Source organism: Empedobacter stercoris, assembly GCF_025244765.1.
Classification (GTDB): domain Bacteria; phylum Bacteroidota; class Bacteroidia; order Flavobacteriales; family Weeksellaceae; genus Empedobacter; species Empedobacter stercoris.
In genome coordinates this window covers 2,891,827-2,909,224 of the sequence record NZ_CP104209.1, presented here as the reverse complement: position 1 = coordinate 2,909,224, position 17,398 = coordinate 2,891,827, and the positions used below count along the sequence as shown (strand labels likewise).

Here is a 17,398-nt window from a genome sequence, read left to right as displayed (position 1 = left end):
GGACTTTCTTTATGAAATAACTTCTATTAAACTACCTTTTTCTTCATCTTTTGTAATTTGTAAAGCGACTGGAATTCGATCTTTCAACTCATCAACATGTGAAATAATTCCAACAATTCTGTTTTCTTTTTGCAGACTCATCAACGTTTCAAACACAATATTTACAGCGTCTGCATCTTGCGTTCCAAAACCCTCGTCAATAAAAAAGAAATTCTTATCTGACTTCGCATTCGTTTGTACACTTTCTGCCAAAGCCAAAGCCAAACTCAATGAAACTTGAAAAGATTGTCCTCCAGAGAGTGTTTTCACACTTCTCGAACGACCTTCATTCAAATAATCTATAATCTCAAAATCATTGTTGTCATTCATCTGTAAACTCAATTGATTTCTGGTCATTCGATGAAAACGAACATTTGCATTATCACACAGTTGTTTCAAATAAATTGACGATACATATTGTACAAAACCCGCAGAATTAAACAAATTTCGCATCGTTTGTAAATTTGTAGCACGCTTCTGCAACTTCTCTAATTCGATTAATAAATCTTTCTTTTCGGCATAGGATTTGGTCAATCGTTCAATTTCAGTTTTGGTTTTAGTTACAATTTCAGCAGTTTCCTTCAACTGTTTTGTAATTAAATTTAACTGTTCTTCTTGCGTTTTAAATACCATTTCATCAAAAGAAACTTCAGCTAATTTTTGTTCTAATTCTTGGATAGAGCTTCTTAATGTTTCAAATAAAATCCTAAAATCTTCTAATTCTTTACGGATTTGAACCACATTCAACTGTTGATTTAAAACTTGCTTAACAACTTCTATCGATTGAAGCTGATGAACTTCTAACGCTTTATCAATTTGATGTTGATGTTGTTTTAATTCCTCATTCAATTCAATAATCTGTTTATCAATCAATTCAATTGATGTTTTTTGAGAAACTAATTTTAGATTTAAAGTGTTTAAATTTTCTGTAAATTGCTGATAATCATGTTCAACTTTAATGTTATTAGATTTTAAATCAATTAAATCTTGTTGAACAGTTTCATTAGATTGTTGTTGAAAATCATCAAATTTCAAAACTTTTAAATTCAGTTTATTTTGTTTTATTTGAGAAGCTTTTTCTGCTTCCTCTACTCTAAATTTTTCTAAAAACTGTTTATATTTCGTCAAATTCTGACGTTCTTTCTCCAAAGATTCACGAAGTTTATCAAGTTCATTATTTTTATCTGTAATCGTTTGTTCCAACAAAATAGCAGCTTCCTTTTTTTCTTCAAAAGAGGTTCTATTTTTTGGATCAAAATCTTTCCAATTAAACAAATTCAAATGTTTTTCTTGTTGAATTTTCAACTCATTCAAAACCTGATTTTCTTGTGCTATTTGCTTTTCTATAAACTGCTTTTGATCTACAATTTTCTGAATTTCATGTTGCTTTTTTTGCAATGCTTTTACCTCATCATCCAACTGCGACAACTTGGTATTAACCGCACTTAATTTTGAAGTTACATCATCAACCTCAACTATATTTGGATGCTCCAAAGCTCCACATAACGGACAAGCTTCACCATCATGCAAATTATGCGCATAATGAGCCAATTTCTGCTGAACTTCTATGTCATTTTTCTGTTTTTCTAATGATTTTTTGGTTAATTCTAATTGATCAAAAGTGGAATTAAACCAATTTTCGGACGTAGAAATATCTATATTTTGTTCTTTTAACTGAAATTCGAAACTATTAATTTGTTGATGCTGACTTTCAATTTTTAAGTGTTGTTTTTCTATCGATTGATCTAAATTTTGGTGATGAACAAACCAATTTTCTACTTCTATCAATGTTTTCGAATCAATTTTTTTTGCCGAAAATGTTTTTAATTCTTTTTCGGATAGTTTGATTGATTCTTCTATTTTTTGCTCTCTTTGCTGAACTTCTTCAACTTCTTTTAACCCTTTTGCAGTTCTTTCTTTTAGTTTTTCAATTTCCTGAGAAAAAGTCAAAATCTGAACAATTAGTTCTAAATCCGATTCCTCTTTTCGCTTTGTTGGCAAAGCTTCGTAATTCGATTTAATTAAATCAAGTTGAGTTGAAACTTCTTTGATTTGATTTTCGATTAAAGCCAATTGTTTTTGTTGCGCTTCGACAGAATTCGACTTTTCTACAAGTTGTTTTTCAACTTGATTTTGACGTTCTAAAACTTGATGAAAAGCATTAAAAATCAATTCAAAATGATCCATTTCAACTTTACGTTGATCCATTTCAACTTTTTGAGCAGTAACTTTTTCGAAATCAATTTTCTTTTGTTTCAAATTCTCAAAATCAGATTTCAATACTTTCAGACGTTGAAACGATTCATTGATATAATGATATTCTTCCTGAACTTGATTGTTTAAATTCGTTTGTTCGATTAAATTTTGTTCAAGTTCTTTTATTTTTTCTTCCGAAATTTCCTCAAAACCTGATAATTTTCCTTCTAATTGATTGAGATTCGTTAAATTTTTGGCATTTAATGTCGAAACTTTGTCCTGTAAATCATAACGATGAAGACCAAAAATTTCTTTCATCATTTGAGTACGATCTTTTGCGCCCAATTCGATAAATTCCTTGAATTGTCCTTGCGGAATAATAATTGTACGTTTAAAATTTTCGTAACTCAAACCAATTATTTCTTCAGCTTTCGAATGGTTTAGAGGAATCCATTCTCCCTCTTTATGTTCGTAAAAAACAACTGTCGGTGATTTAACATCTTCAAAACGTTTGGAATTTCGTTTGAATTCTCTTGTTGCTCTGAATAATTTTTGTTCGAAATTATAGAAATCAAACTCGATATAAGCCAAGTTCGATTTCAGGTTCATCATATTGTATGCGCGTTTATCTTTAGAGTTTAAGCGTTCTGTTTCGCCATACAACACATACATAATCGCCTCTAAAATAGACGATTTTCCAGAACCAACATTCCCGAATATTCCGAATAATCCTGCTTCAGTCAAATTAGAAAAATCAATCGTTTGACGTTCTTGATAGGAATAAAGTCCTTCTATGGTTAATTTTACTGGAATCATTTTTTATGTTTAAGATTGAGATTAAGGATAAGATTTCTTGATATCATAATATAGCTTCAGCAAATTCAATTTAACTATTCAAAATTTCATTAAACAAGTCTTTCATTTCGTCGTTTGGTTCTTGGTTGCCATTCTTCGATTTAAAATAATCAACAAACAATTCTTTTATATCTTTTGTTTGATCTGCAAATTTATATTCAACCGTTTCTATGGCTTGATTTTTTACTTTTGGAATCAAATGAATAATTCCACTATGGGATTGATAAATCAATTTTCGGTCTTCTGCTTTCAGAAACGTATCACTTTCTAAGGTTAATTCAACCAACGCATTTTGATGATTGTTTAACCATTCAACCGCATTATTTACCTCATCAAACGTTTTACGAATAAGCGGTTTTCCGTTTTTTAATTCAATTTGATGATACGAAACATTTTCATTTGGTTGCGCTTCGATAATCGAAACATATTTCGTTTGTCCAGCTTCCGAAAAACTATAGCACAATGGCGAAGAACTGTAAATGACAGGTTTTTCTCGTGTTCCGATATTCTTAAAACCGTGCAAATGCCCCAAAGCTGTATATTGAATTTGAGGTGGAATTGCTTCAGAAAAAATCATATCAGCATTACCAATTTTAATTGGTTTTTCACCTTCTGGTTCTTCTAAAATTTCAGCACCTTTTTGGTTCATATACAAATGCGCCATCAATAAATTGACTCCATTTTTATCGCAATGATTGTCTGCAATCGTTTTCCAATTAATTGCTAAAATTTCATTTAATGCATCTTCTTTGTTTTCACCCAAATATTGTTTCAGACGAATTTCATTCGCATAAGGTGTATGTAAAATTCGAATAGGAAAATCATGATTATTTAATTTCAATTCAATCATTCCTTCGACAGATTTAGAAATTTTAAAATCATTTAGTTCAAATTCCTGAACTTTCGCGTTGGGATGACCTATCAAAATAATTCCACATTCGCGTGCCAAAGGATCTGGAGCGTCTATTAAATTTGGCGAATCGTGATTTCCAGAAATCGCTACAACAGGACGTTTTCCATTATTCGAAAGTCGTTTTAACGTTTTATAAAATAATTCTACAGCTTCTACACTTGGATTAAAATTATCGAATAAATCACCTGCAATTAAGACAAGATCTACCTGTTCTTGCTCTGCAATTTCGACAATCTCATTCATCACTAAAATTTGTTCTTCTAAACGTGAAAAACTATCTAATTTTTTACCCAAATGCCAATCGGCTGTATGTAGAATTCTCATCATTATTCTTCCTTTTCTGGTTTCGTTTTATCGTTAAATTGTTGATTAATTTCTTTTAGTCGAGCTTTACGTTCAGCTTCGGCATCTTGTACTTTTCGTTTTTTTTGGTCTAATTTTTTTTTATGTGCTTTTTTATTGGCATCTGTATTTCGACTCATATTATTTTGTTCTAAAATTATACTTTATCTACGACAAAATATGTCGCAAAGTTAATTGAAATCTGAAAGAATTGTCAATCATTTATTCAATTAAGTTAGAATTATTAACTTGGTTGGAAAGTAATCGAATTTATTAATTTTAAAACATTTAGTAATGGGAAAAGGCGATAAAAAATCGAGAAGAGGAAAAATTGTAAATGGCTCTTATGGTGTAAAACGTACGAGACATAAGTATTCTTATGAGGAAGATATAGTTGAAGAAAAAACTACCCAAAAAGCTAAAAAGTAATTTTTGAAGGAAGCTGTCTCAAAACTAGACAGCTTCTTTTTTTTGCTTTTTAGAATATATATGTTCTTTTATAGTTGGATTTTTACTGTATTTTTTGTAAATTTAATGTAAGAATTCCATCTATTTCTCTATGAATTTCAAGCATTACAATCAGCGTCAAACCGCACTTTTTCCTTATTCGTTTGACGACTTAATTTCAGAAAAACATCCTGTTCGGGTAGTTGATCAAGTTGTAGAGTCCATTAATATCCAACCACTATTAAAAGCCTACAGTAAAGAAGGTAATCCGGGTTATCATCCAAAAATGTTATTAAAGGTGATGATTTATGCTTATATGAGTAATGTTTATTCTTCACGAAAAATAGAGTTGGCTATCAGAGAAAACATCAACTTTATGTGGCTTACGGGAATGAGCACTGTGGATCACAATACCATTAACCGATTTAGAAGTGATAAATTAAAAGATAGTTTTAAAGAAATCTTTAAACAAGTGGTCATGATGCTGGCAGAGGAAGGATTGATTTCAATGAAACAAATTTATACCGATGGCACAAAAATAGAAGCTCAGGCAGGCAGATACACTTTTATTTGGGGTAAAAGCATTAAAACCAACAAAGCTAAAATGCTTACTCAGTTAGAAGAATTGTGGAATTATGCTCAAAGTATATCTAATGATGACGATCCTGATACCGAGCCACCTCAGTTCAAGGAAATCAGTCAGGAAGTTATCCAAAAAACCGTTGAACAGATAGATACCAAATTATCGGGTAATGAAAAAGCTTCCAAGAAATCTAAAGCAAAATTGCGTTACATCAAACAGAACTTTGAAAAAAATCTTCGGAAATATGAAGAACAGGAAGCTATTTTAGGCGGAAGAAACTCATACAGTAAAACCGATCCTGATGCAACTTTTATGCGTATGAAAGAAGACCATATGCAAAACGGACAGTTAAAACCCGGTTACAACGCCCAAATATCAACAGAAAACCAAATCATTATTAATTACACTTTACATCAAAACCCTACAGATACCAAAACTTTAAAGCCACACTTAGAAAATCTTAAAGAAACTTATGGGGCAGAAATCTTTAAAAAAATAGAAAACATTACAGCCGATGCAGGCTATGGTAGCGAAGAGAACTACGATTACCTTGAAAAAGAAGAGCTGACCGCTTATGTGAAGTACAATACTTTTGAAAAAGAACAAGATAAAAATTACCAAAAAAAGCACAAAACCTTTAGGAAAGAAAACCTTTATTACAACCAAGAAGAAGATTATTATGTGTGTCCGATTGGTCAGAAAATGCACAAAACCCATGAAAGCACAAAAACAACCCAAGCCGGATATATACAGCAATTATCGCATTATCAGGCTCAAAATTGCGAAGGATGTCCGCTGCGGGGAGTCTGCTTTAAAGCCAAGGGAAACCGAAGTATAGAACGCAATCATAACCTTGAAAGACATAAAGAAAAAATCAGGGAATTACTCACAAGTCAAACGGGAATACAAAAAAGGAAACAACGCTCTGCCGATGTAGAGCCTGTATTTGCCCAAATGAAACACAACAACAATTTTAGAAGATTTTCGTTAAAAGGAATCCAAAAAACCGAGTTAGAATTCGGATTAATGGCTTTAGCACACAACTTAAGAAAGAAAATTGCTGCATAAGGGCAATTTTACCCTTTTCTAAAATGATGAAATTTTATTGGAAATTAATTCAAATAAAAAAAACCGCCTCAAATTTTAATATTGAGACGGCTTCTTTTTTTTATGGGATAATTCGATTTCAGAATTCATATAATTTATAGAATATATTGAGGTAAACTTCTTTTTTAAATGATTATGTTTTAGCTTTGAAGCCTTATAATTGGTAGGTTTAGGTAGTATGAGACATAATGATTTGGAAATTAACCGTTTGATTGAACGATTGGAATCTTTAGGAATTTTGGTCGAAAAAGTTGAAAGTTCTGGTTTTGGTAGTATGTTGAATTTTGAGATGACGTATCAACTTCCAAATGAAGATATTTCACAGAGCATTCACTTCAGAAGATATGATATTCAAGATGTTTTTTTACATTTTAAGAATACTGCTAACCAAAAAGGAAAATTACTTTTTGTTGATTTATAAAAAAAGCTGTCTTCCTTTTTGAGACAGCTTTTAAAATACTATATTGTAATTTATATTTGTTGATACATAAAGTTTTCACCAAGATAAACACGACGAACATCTTCGTCATTTGCTAATTCTTCTGGCGAACCTTCTTTTAGGATTTTACCTTCGAACATGATATAGGTTTTATCAGTAATTGCTAATGTTTGCGAGACATTGTGGTCAGTAATTAAAATTCCAATATTCTTTTCTTTCAATGAACGGACAATCTTCTGAATATCCTCTACTGCAATAGGGTCTACTCCAGCAAAAGGTTCATCTAACAAGATAAAATTTGGTTCTGTCGCCAAACAACGTGCAATTTCGCAACGACGACGCTCACCTCCAGAAAGTAAATCTCCACGGTTTTTACGCACGTGTTCTAACGAAAACTCTTCAATCAGCGCATCGGTACGCATTTGTTGTTCTTTTTTCGAATGTTTAGTGAATTGTAAAACGGATTTGATGTTGTCTTCTACAGAAAGTTTGCGAAAAACAGATGCTTCTTGCGCTAAATATCCAATTCCTTTCTGTGCACGTCTGTACATTGCATCGCTTGTAATATCTTGTTTATCTAAAAAAACTTTTCCTTGCGTGGCTTTTACCAAACCAACAATCATATAAAAAGAAGTGGTCTTACCAGCACCATTTGGTCCTAATAATCCAATAATTTCTCCTTGTTCTACTTGAAAAGACACATTTTTCACAACGTGTTTTTTACCGTAATCTTTTACTAAATTCTGACCTTTTAATACAATTCCCATATCGCTTCAAAGATAGGATTTTTGTTATTTAATCGAGTTAATAATATCATATTTTGTGATGATATGATATTTCCCATTTTCTAATTCTATTAAAACCGCTTGATTATCCTTAGTAATTAACTTCGAAACTTCTTCGATAGATGTTCCAGCTTTTACAATAGGGTAAGGTTCTCCCATGATTTCGTGAATAGGTTTTTCAGCAACATTTCTGTCTTCTAAAAATGCTTGAAACAAATCTGATTCGTCCAAAGATCCAACAATTCCATTCACATCCATTACAGGAATTTGAGAAATTTTGAAACGACGCATACGATCAATTGCATGAGATGCCAATTCTTCTGTACGAACTGTTACCAATGGTTTATCGACATGTTCTTTAATTAAATCTACAGCAGTTTTAATCTCTTCGTCCAAATATCCTCTATCACGCATCCAATCATCATTAAATATTTTTCCAACATAACGAGAACCTGAATCATGGAATAATACAACAACAACGTCATCTGGTCCGAATTCGTCTTTCATTTGTAACAATCCTTTAATTGCAGACCCCGAAGACATTCCGACAAACAAACCTTCTTCTAAAGCTAAACGACGCGTATAAACCGCCGCATCTTTATCTGTCACTTTTGTAAATCCATCAATAATATCAAAATCAACATTTTCTGGTAAAATATCTTCACCAATTCCTTCTGTTACATAAGAATACACTTCATTTTCATCGAAAACTCCAGTTTCTTTGTATTTTTTGAAAACTGACCCATAGGTATCAACTCCCCAAATTTTGATGTTTGGATTTTTTTCTTTTAAATATTTTCCTACTCCAGAAATAGTTCCTCCAGTTCCTACTCCTACAATAAAATGCGTAACCTTTCCTTCTGTTTGTTCCCAAATTTCTGGTCCAGTTTGCTCATAATTTGCTTGTGTATTCGATGGATTATCGTACTGATTGACATACCAACCATTTGGTGTTTCTTTTGCCAAGCGTTTCGAAACAGAATAATAAGAACGTGGATCATCTGGCTCGACATCCGTAGGACAAACCACAACTTTTGCACCAACAGCGCGCAAAATATCCATTTTCTCTTTTGATTGTTTGTCTGTAATCACACAAATTAATTTATAACCTTTGATTACTGCAGCCAATGCCAATCCCATTCCAGTATTACCAGAAGTTCCTTCGATAATAGTTCCTCCAGGAACCAAACGACCGTCTTTCTCTGCATCTTCTACCATTTTCAATGCCATACGATCTTTACATGAATGACCTGGATTGAAATATTCAACCTTTGCTAAAACAGTACATGGTAAATCTTTTGTTATCTTATTAATTTTAACCAAAGGCGTGTTTCCTATGGTTTCTAAAATATTATTTGCGTATTTCATTTTTTTCTGATTTTAAAATTAAATGGTTAATTTTTATCTAAAATTAATTGCTTTAGCCGGAGTAATTTTAGATATCATGTACGAAGGCAAAAGTAATACAATTGCACAAACTAATAAAGCTCCAGCATTTAATAATATAATTGTTCCAAAATCTAAATAGACTGGAGCAGTCGATAAATAATAATTTTCTGCAGGAAGTTGGATGATTTCGAAATGTTTTTGAGCTAACAACAAACCAAGCCCTATTACATTACCAGCAATCAATCCAGGTAACATAATAAATAAGGCGTAATTGATGAATAACTTTCGGATACGCCAATTGGTTGCTCCAAATGCTTTTAAAATTCCTATCGAATGTGTTCGTTCTAATATTAAAATCAATAAAACCATCACCATATTGATGACAACAACAAAAAGCATAATAAAGACAATAATGACAATATTCTTATCAAAAATGGTGATCCAATCGTTAATCTGAGCAAAAGAAGCAGTTGCCGATTCTGCATACAAGTTATATGGTATTTTCGCTTGAACTAATTTTGCAACAGGATCAATATTTTCTACATCGTTCACAAATAACTCAAAACCACCAACAGTTACCGAATCCCAACGATTCAGGCGCTGTACATGCTTGATATCTCCAAACATGATTTGATCATCAAAATTTTTGATATCTGTTTTAAACAATCCAGAAATGGTAAATCGACGATAAATTGGTTTTGTATCTTCTTGAATGAAATACATCACAAACGAACTGTCAATATCCAATTTCATTTCATCTGCAATCTTTTCTGATAATAAAACCTCATCCATAATCGAATCTTTATTGATTCGAGGAAAGTGTCCTTTTACCAAAAATTTTTCGAACCGAACCGAATCAAAGTCTGTTCCAACTCCCTTAAAAACAACTCCACTAAAGTTTTCTTTGGTGCGAATCACACCACTTTTATTCGCAATTGCTTGTACATGTTCAATCGCTGGAATGGATTTGAAGGTTGGATAAAAAGTTTGGTTAATCGTTAACGAATCCGAATTTAACGAGGTATTGCTATTGTAATTTCTAATGGTAATATGCCCATTAAAATCAGCCAACTTTTCTTTAATTGCCTTCCTTGCACCAACACCAGTGGAAATCGTCACCAAAGAAACGATTAAACCTAATGCTACGGCAATTTGACCTACACGAATAATGATACTCGATAAGTTATTTTTAGTATTTTTACCAAGCGCAATTTTTTTTGAAAACCACCAAGAAAAACTCAAATTATATATTTTTTTAAGATTAAAACTAACTTTAGGCTTTATCTTTCGCCTAAATTCAAATGATGAAAAACGAAATGAAAAACTTTGTCAAATATACATCAATTGCTTTACTTCTAAGTATTCCTTTTTTTAGTATTGCTCAAACTTTAAATCAAACAAATTCTACTTCTACAAATGAAATAAATGGTTTAGAAATTGGTTTGGGTGCAGAAAATGTGATGCAATATTTACCACTATTAAAAGATAAAAAAGTTGGAGTTGTATCTAATCAAACTGGAATTCTTAGAAAAATTTTAAAGAAAAAACCTTCTGATTATGACTATAAAAATACAATTCATATTGTTGATTTTTTAATTGATAATGGAATAAATGTTACTAAAATATATTCTCCAGAACATGGCTTTCGTGGAGATGCAGATGCTGGTGCTAAAATAAAATCTGGTATTGATGCGAAAACAGGTTTACCAATTGTTTCACTTTATGGTGACAATAAAAAACCGAAAGCTAATCAAATTGCAGATGTAGATGTATTGGTTTTTGATATGCAAGATGTAGGAGCACGTTTTTACACCTATATTTCGACTTTACATTATGTAATGGAAGCTGCGGCTGAAAATGGTAAAAAAATAATTGTATTGGATAGACCAAATCCAAATGCACATTATGTAGACGGACCTGTAATGAAAAATGAGTATAAATCGTTTGTTGGGATGCACAATGTTCCGATTGTTTATGGAATGACCATTGGTGAATATGCGCAAATGATTAACGGTGAAGGTTGGTTAGCGAATGGCGTAAAAGCAAATTTAGAAATCGTTCCTTTGCTTAATTACACACATCAATCTACTTATCATTTACCCGTAAAACCTTCTCCAAATTTACCAAATGCACATGCAATTAATTTGTATCCGAGTACTTGTTTATTTGAAGGCACAAATGTAAATGAAGGACGAGGTACAACTTTTCAGTTTCAGGTTTATGGTTCTCCTTTTTTGAAAAATATGCCGTTTCAATATACACCTGTTTCTAAACCTGGCGCAACAAGTCCAAAATTTAAAGATCAAGTGTGTTATGGTGAAGATTTATCTGATGTATCGTATCAATCATCTATTAATTTGAAATGGTTAATTAATGCGTATAAAAACAATACAAAACAACCTTTTTGGACGATGAATGGAAAAAAATTATGGATCGATCAACTTTCTGGAACAGATGAATTGCGTAAACAAATAGAAGCTGGCCTATCGGAAGAAGAAATAAAAGCAACTTGGCAAAAAGATTTGGAAGCATTCAAAAAAATAAGATCAAAATATTTGATTTACAAAGATTAAGCAATGTACAGAAATACAAATTCCAACTTAGATAAAAGTTGGAATTTGTATTTAATTTTATGAATTTAAGATTTTTCACCTACAACTTCAGCAATTGCTTTACCGATATTTTTCACTTTTTCGTAGAGTTTTGTTGAACCTTTTTCTAATTCAATTGTTACTCTACCTTCACGCGCTTTTATTTCCAACACATCGCTTTCTCGCCAAACATAATTTTTTCCTTCTATAATTGGTTTACCAAACGTTTTTTCTATTTCTTTAATTGCTTTTGCTGATTTTGATCTATCAAAAATTGCAGAATAAGAATACACTTCATTACTATCACTCACACTTACCGAAACATTAGAATGCGTTGTTAAACTTGATGTTTTTGAACTGGCATAAGATGTAGCCGTTTGTCCATTAACTAAGCTTGCACAAAAAACTACAGCGATTAAAATTATCTTTTTCATGTTTTTATTTTTTTATAAAAGTCTAAAAAAGATTAATTTATATTGGTTAATGCACGGTTAACGAAGAGTTAATATAAAAAAACTCCAAGCAAATTTTGGAGTTTCTATTTTAAGAATTGACTTTATTTATATTTTTTATAGCATAATTTTTTCTCCTAAATTTTTGATTTTCATGACAATTTCTTGGTTATCATTACTCTTTTGAATCTCTATTTAAGAAAATTTTTATTCAAAATAATTTCAAAACTACCTCTTCCAGACCAAACAAAATCATTATTTTCAATTGTTGGAGTGCCTAATTCTTTTTCGATTGTGTTTTTGATGATCTCTGTTTTCTCTGAATTAAAAGTTCCTTTTACTGAAAAAAAAGTATCCGTATTACTCGCTCGTAATTGTGCAAATACTGAGAACGAAAGGATAGTTAGAATAAAACATAAATATTTTTTCATAACAATTGATTTAAAATATATTCACTAATATAATCAAAAATAAACTTATAGTCGTTTATTAATTACTTGTTTTTTTTATAAATCAATTAAAGTGGGTTTGTTAAAATTCATTTAAAACCTCAATTGATAAAAATTCTCCCGTCATCGAGTCAAAGGAAAAGATACAATTTTCTCGTTTATAATCATTTGTCAAACGATTGGGATCATTATTATTAATTCTCTCGTAAAGTTCATTTTTCCGAATTTGTATTTCATCCGTAATACGTTTCAATTCAAAAATATTTTCACCCTCATATACTTTACAAATTGGGTTTGGAGAAAGATAAAATTTAATCGCACTTATTCTACCGTTAACAATTTTAATCGATATTCCTTTCTCTTTATAAAGTAACGTTTTCTCATTCGTCACATGTTGTTCAACAATTTCAGAATCAAGTTCTGCTTGAAATGATTGAAATAAATCGTCATTCTCAGTTTTTCCAATTAAAGAAAAGTAATTATTTGGATTGCCTTGAAATGTATTCATATCTCTATTTTTTTCAAAATTAAAGTTTACAAAAAAACCTTTCCAAAAAAGAAAGGTTTTTATTCATATTTTTAGAAAAATCTTAGTTTTCTTTCAAATAAACACCATCAGCTTCAAAATTATATTGCAACTGAGGTTTTGTTATTTTAGCAATCTCTTCTTTTGTTTTTCCAGCATCTTCTGCATAATGACGTAATTTCTCTACAGAAATCTCGCTAACAAAAGCTTTTCCATGAACTACAACATTGGCTTTCTCACCATCTAAAGGCATAAAAAAACCGTAATCTTTGAAACGAACAAATGATTGTTCTTCTCCTTTTCCAAGATCAACTTTCATCCAACAACCTTTCTTTTTACAAACAGATTCTATTGTTGATACGAACTGAACATTTTCTAAAGCATCTCCGTTTTTCATGTTATCGAATAACTTTGCAAATTCGTTTTTAGTCAATGTGTTCTTAATTTCGAATGATTCTCCATATACTTGATACGCATATAAATCATCTATTTTAGCTGTTCCATTTTCTAAAATTTTCGCTTGTGACTTTGAAGCTTTTTCTGTTTTAGCTTTACTTTCTTTTTTCGTTTGAGCATTTGTTGCTAATGCAAAACATGTTAAAGCACAAAAAGTTAAAATATATTTTCTCATTCTATCCTAATTTAATTCAAATTTAAATAATTATCCATTAACAACTTTATATTAGGATAAGAATTTTCTAATAACTGAGGAATTTCACTTTCTTTTCTCCATTCTACCGACTCTATTCCTTCTTCAGTTTGTGGCAAAGGTAATTCTACTCCATCGTAAAAAACTTCGAACCAAAATGTTTCTTTTATAATGTATTCTCTCAAAAAATAAATATGAAAAGTTGGCATCAAAAATCGTTTCAATTCCAGATTTGTAAGAATACATTCTTCCTCAATTTCACGAATTGCAGATTCTTCTCTCGACTCTCCTTCTTCCATTTTCCCTTTTGGTAGATCCCATTTTCCGAGTCTGAAAATAAACAAATAATCATCTTTTGGGTTGCGAACAATTCCGCCTGCAGCCTGTATATGTTTGTAGTATTTTAAGAATTTCGTCCAAACAGTTTCAATATCATCACTAAAAATATTCACTAAATTAGAAGCTTTTGAAGATAATAAATGAACCGATTCATCGAATTGAGCTTCATTTTGAAACAATATATTTTTTGCTTCTGGATTGGATTGGTTGCTGAAAGTTAACAAACTTTCATTAAAAAAAACTTTGTACATTTGAACGATTTGTTACAAATTTATAAAAAACTCACAAGGATATGAAGGTAAATACGAATAAAGTCCGTTTAGCAAAAAATCAGCAAGATGCGTACATTTTTTTGTTGGACATGAAAAATTATGAGCAATTGATGCCAAATGATACAAAATCTTTCGAAATTCACGAATCTGGAAAAGGTTTTACAGTTGGTGTTGGTGCTTTACCAAAGGTTGGTATGCGTTTGAAAGAAACAGTTGAGCCGTCAAAAATTATTTTTGAATCTCCTGCACCTGCTTTTGAATATACATTGATAATTTCGATTGAAGCGGTTGATGATCATTCATCTGATGTTACATTAGACTTTGACGGAAACTTCAATATGATGATCGAAATGATGGCAAAAAAACCATTGACTTCTTTTATTGAAACGATTGCAGAAAATTTAGGTAAAATAGGTTAATCTATTCCTATCAAAATTCTGTGGATAATTGGATAAATTTTCCGAAAAAGGAATTGATGCTCGAAATTTATTTAAGCGAGCAAAATATGGATGATGAAATTCTATTATTTTGGAATCAAATTAAAACATCTCCTGAGATTTGGTTATGCAAAGATGTTATAGAAGATAATTTTTGGGCAGTTGCGCATCATCAAAATTATGTGATTTGGTACAATGATATCGAAGAAGGTTTTAATCTTTCGAGGTTTAAAACGAAAGGTCAAATCTTAGAATATCGTGCTTTTAAAAACGAATTAAATGCTGCAATAATTGCACTCAAAAACAAAATCGAAATTATTTAAACAAAAAAACCAGAAGTAAACTTCTGGTTTTTTTTGTTTTATATTTCAAATGATTAAATCATTGATTTTTCGTAACGTTTACGATCATTTTCTTTTAAGTGAATTTTACGTAAACGGATAAAGTTTGGAGTAACCTCAATACATTCATCAGCTTGGATATATTCCATACATTCTTCTAAAGTCATTTCGATTTTAGGAGCGATAGAAGATGAATCATCTTTACCAGCTGCACGAATATTATTCAATTTTTTAGCTTCAACAACGTTTACAACTAAGTCATTGTTACGAGAATGCTCACCGATAATCATCCCTTCGTAAACCTCTTCACTTGGCTCGATAAAGAATTTTCCACGGTCTTGTAATTTATCGATAGAATAAGGAGTAGAAACACCTTGATCTTTAGAAATGATTACACCTGCAGAACGTCCGGCAATAGCTCCTTTGAAAGGTTTGTATGCTAAGAAATTGTGCGCCATTACAGCTTCACCAGCAGTAGAAGTTAACATCAACGAACGTAAACCGATTAATCCACGAGATGGAATTTCGAATTCTAAATGTTGCATTCCTTCTTTCGCTTCCATTACTAATAAATCTCCTTTACGTTGTGTAACTAAATCGATAGCTTTAGATGAAAAATCGTCTGGAACATCAATTACTAATGTTTCGTAAGGCTCACATTTAACACCATCAATTTCCTTGAAGATAACTTGTGGTTGACCAACTGTTAACTCATACCCTTCGCGGCGCATAGTTTCGATTAATACAGATAAGTGCATGATACCACGTCCATATACTAATTGTGTATTCGAATCGTCTGTTGGCTCTACACGTAAAGCTAAGTTACGCTCTAATTCGTCTGTTAAACGGTCTACTAAGTGACGAGAAGTAACAAATTTACCATCTTTACCAAAGAATGGAGAGTTGTTAATACCGAATGACATATTCATTGTAGGTTCGTCGATATGCATTACTGGTAATGGCTCTGGATTCTCTGGGTCTGCAATAGTATCTCCAATTTGGAAACCATCGATACCAACCACAGCACAAATATCTCCCGCTTTTACTTCAGTCGCTTTTACTTTACCTAAACCAGAGAAAGTGTACAATTCTTTGATTTTATGTTTTTTGAATGATCCGTCAGGTTTTGTTAATGCAATCCAATCACCTTCTTTTATCTCACCACGAGTTACTTTACCTACTGCAATACGTCCTAAGAATTTAGAATAATCTAACGATGTAATTTGCATTTGTAAATCTCCTTCGTGAGCTTCTGGAGCTGGAACGTGCTCTAAAATACCATCCATTAAAGGTGTAATATCTTCTACACGTACATTCTCAGTGTTGAACCATCCTTGTTTAGAAGAACCATAAAATGCAGGGAAGTCTAATTGCTCTTCTGTTGCATCAAGGTTAAAGAATAATTCGAATACTTTATCATAAACTTCGTCAGGACGACAGTTTTCTTTATCTACTTTGTTTATAACAACCAATGGTTTTAAACCTAACTCTAAAGCCTTACTCAAAACGAAACGTGTCTGAGGCATAGGGCCTTCAAAAGCATCGACTAATAAAATTACACCATCAGCCATTTTCAATACACGCTCTACTTCTCCACCGAAATCCGCGTGACCAGGAGTATCAATTACATTAATCTTAACACCTTTATAATCTACCGAAGCATTTTTTGAAAAGATCGTAATCCCTCTCTCGCGCTCGATATCATTGTTATCCATGATTAACTCACCTGACTCTTGGTTTTCTCTGAAAACGTGTCCACTGTGAAGAATTTTGTCAACCAATGTAGTTTTACCGTGGTCAACGTGTGCGATAATCGCAATATTTCTAATGTTTTGCATCCTTGAAAATTATGGGTGCAAATTTACGACAAATTTATTTTTTATTACTATACTTTTTATTTTATTTAATTTTAACTATAATATATTTAGAAAAATTTAATTTTAATAAATACTTTTTACTAAAACATTGATTTATTTGCAAATTGATTAATAAAAAATGGATTTAAAAAAGTTAATAATAAATCATTTTATTGGATATTTCTACTAAAATAGCTTTTTCTCCTAAAAATATAGCTTCTTATAAAAACAAAAAGTCAAGTTATATATAACTTGACTTTTGTGACTCGTCTGAGGTTCGAACTCAGGACCCCGAAATTAAGAGTTTCGTGCTCTACCAACTAAGCTAACGAGCCAAAATTAATAAACACAACAAACAAAATCATCTTGATTTGCTTTACAAATTTCATTC

At 31.4% G+C, this 17,398-nt stretch carries 18 protein-coding genes and 1 tRNA gene; 6 read left to right on the top strand and 13 right to left on the bottom strand.

Going from position 1 to position 17,398, the window contains the following annotated elements; translation table 11 throughout:
• Nucleotides 1–9: 9 nt before the first annotated feature.
• The 3 genes from NZD85_RS13865 to NZD85_RS13855 form a co-directional block, all read right to left on the bottom strand.
• A complete protein-coding gene (locus NZD85_RS13865) occupies nt 10–3,051 on the bottom strand; it encodes an AAA family ATPase (protein WP_260542429.1) in 3,042 nt (1,013 codons plus the stop codon).
• A 70-nt stretch (nt 3,052–3,121) separates the two neighbouring features.
• A complete protein-coding gene (locus NZD85_RS13860; protein WP_260544598.1) occupies nt 3,122–4,327 on the bottom strand; it encodes a metallophosphoesterase family protein in 1,206 nt (401 codons plus the stop codon).
• A gap of 2 nt (nt 4,328–4,329) precedes the next feature.
• Nucleotides 4,330–4,485, bottom strand: coding sequence for a hypothetical protein (locus tag NZD85_RS13855; protein WP_260542428.1), 156 nt, complete (start codon nt 4,483–4,485; stop codon nt 4,330–4,332).
• Nucleotides 4,486–4,639: 154 nt separating this feature from the next.
• Here NZD85_RS13855 and NZD85_RS13850 point away from each other — a divergent pair, with 154 nt between their 5' ends.
• The 3 genes from NZD85_RS13850 (at nt 4,640) to NZD85_RS13840 (ending at nt 6,903) form a co-directional block, all read left to right on the top strand.
• Complete coding sequence (locus tag NZD85_RS13850) at nt 4,640–4,774, top strand: 30S ribosomal protein THX (protein ID WP_260542427.1); 135 nt, start codon at nt 4,640–4,642, stop codon at nt 4,772–4,774.
• Nucleotides 4,775–4,904: 130 nt separating this feature from the next.
• On the top strand, nt 4,905–6,443 hold the full coding sequence (locus NZD85_RS13845; RefSeq protein WP_260541296.1) for an IS1182 family transposase: 1,539 nt from the start codon (nt 4,905–4,907) through the stop codon (nt 6,441–6,443).
• A 217-nt stretch (nt 6,444–6,660) separates the two neighbouring features.
• The gene (locus NZD85_RS13840) at nt 6,661–6,903 is read left to right on the top strand and encodes a hypothetical protein (protein ID WP_171623713.1); all 243 of its coding nucleotides are present in this window, start codon (nt 6,661–6,663) and stop codon (nt 6,901–6,903) included.
• Nucleotides 6,904–6,953: 50 nt separating this feature from the next.
• On the opposite strand, the gene lptB is transcribed toward NZD85_RS13840, so the two are convergent.
• From lptB to NZD85_RS13825, 3 genes are read right to left on the bottom strand one after another with little or no spacing between them, the layout of a single operon-like run.
• On the bottom strand, nt 6,954–7,682 hold the full coding sequence (gene lptB / locus NZD85_RS13835; RefSeq protein ID WP_171623727.1) for an LPS export ABC transporter ATP-binding protein: 729 nt from the start codon (nt 7,680–7,682) through the stop codon (nt 6,954–6,956).
• Between the two features lie 30 nt (nt 7,683–7,712).
• Nucleotides 7,713–9,074 carry a pyridoxal-phosphate dependent enzyme gene (locus NZD85_RS13830; RefSeq protein ID WP_225542844.1) on the bottom strand — a complete coding sequence of 454 codons (1,362 nt, stop codon included), beginning with the start codon at nt 9,072–9,074 and terminating at the stop codon, nt 7,713–7,715.
• A gap of 33 nt (nt 9,075–9,107) precedes the next feature.
• A complete protein-coding gene (locus tag NZD85_RS13825) occupies nt 9,108–10,337 on the bottom strand; it encodes an ABC transporter permease (protein ID WP_225540165.1) in 1,230 nt (409 codons plus the stop codon).
• A 74-nt stretch (nt 10,338–10,411) separates the two neighbouring features.
• On the opposite strand from NZD85_RS13825, the gene NZD85_RS13820 reads away from it, so the two are divergent.
• Nucleotides 10,412–11,668 (top strand): exo-beta-N-acetylmuramidase NamZ family protein, encoded by a 1,257-nt coding sequence (locus NZD85_RS13820; RefSeq protein WP_260393895.1) that lies wholly within the window; start codon nt 10,412–10,414, stop codon nt 11,666–11,668.
• A 65-nt stretch (nt 11,669–11,733) separates the two neighbouring features.
• Here the strand turns inward: NZD85_RS13820 and NZD85_RS13815 are convergent, their stop codons facing one another.
• The 5 genes from NZD85_RS13815 to NZD85_RS13795 form a co-directional block, all read right to left on the bottom strand.
• Nucleotides 11,734–12,120, bottom strand: a complete 387-nt coding sequence (locus NZD85_RS13815) for a hypothetical protein (RefSeq protein ID WP_260542425.1) — start codon at nt 12,118–12,120, stop codon at nt 11,734–11,736.
• Between the two features lie 209 nt (nt 12,121–12,329).
• Nucleotides 12,330–12,569, bottom strand: a complete 240-nt coding sequence (locus NZD85_RS13810) for a hypothetical protein (protein ID WP_260542424.1) — start codon at nt 12,567–12,569, stop codon at nt 12,330–12,332.
• Nucleotides 12,570–12,669: 100 nt separating this feature from the next.
• Nucleotides 12,670–13,095 carry a hypothetical protein gene (locus NZD85_RS13805; RefSeq protein WP_171623705.1) on the bottom strand — a complete coding sequence of 142 codons (426 nt, stop codon included), beginning with the start codon at nt 13,093–13,095 and terminating at the stop codon, nt 12,670–12,672.
• A gap of 82 nt (nt 13,096–13,177) precedes the next feature.
• Nucleotides 13,178–13,744: a DUF4920 domain-containing protein gene (locus NZD85_RS13800; protein WP_260542422.1), complete on the bottom strand. Its 567-nt coding sequence runs from the start codon at nt 13,742–13,744 to the stop codon at nt 13,178–13,180.
• Between the two features lie 11 nt (nt 13,745–13,755).
• A complete protein-coding gene (locus NZD85_RS13795) occupies nt 13,756–14,352 on the bottom strand; it encodes an NUDIX hydrolase (protein ID WP_260542420.1) in 597 nt (198 codons plus the stop codon).
• Between the two features lie 41 nt (nt 14,353–14,393).
• Here NZD85_RS13795 and NZD85_RS13790 point away from each other — a divergent pair, with 41 nt between their 5' ends.
• On the top strand, nt 14,394–14,792 hold the full coding sequence (locus NZD85_RS13790) for a hypothetical protein (protein WP_260542418.1): 399 nt from the start codon (nt 14,394–14,396) through the stop codon (nt 14,790–14,792).
• Nucleotides 14,793–14,812: 20 nt separating this feature from the next.
• Nucleotides 14,813–15,133 carry a hypothetical protein gene (locus tag NZD85_RS13785; protein ID WP_260542416.1) on the top strand — a complete coding sequence of 107 codons (321 nt, stop codon included), beginning with the start codon at nt 14,813–14,815 and terminating at the stop codon, nt 15,131–15,133.
• A gap of 53 nt (nt 15,134–15,186) precedes the next feature.
• On the opposite strand, the gene typA is transcribed toward NZD85_RS13785, so the two are convergent.
• Nucleotides 15,187–16,989 carry a translational GTPase TypA gene (typA, locus tag NZD85_RS13780; RefSeq protein ID WP_171623701.1) on the bottom strand — a complete coding sequence of 601 codons (1,803 nt, stop codon included), beginning with the start codon at nt 16,987–16,989 and terminating at the stop codon, nt 15,187–15,189.
• Nucleotides 16,990–17,269: 280 nt separating this feature from the next.
• A tRNA-Lys gene (locus NZD85_RS13775) sits at nt 17,270–17,342 on the bottom strand.
• Nucleotides 17,343–17,398: the final 56 nt, after the last annotated feature.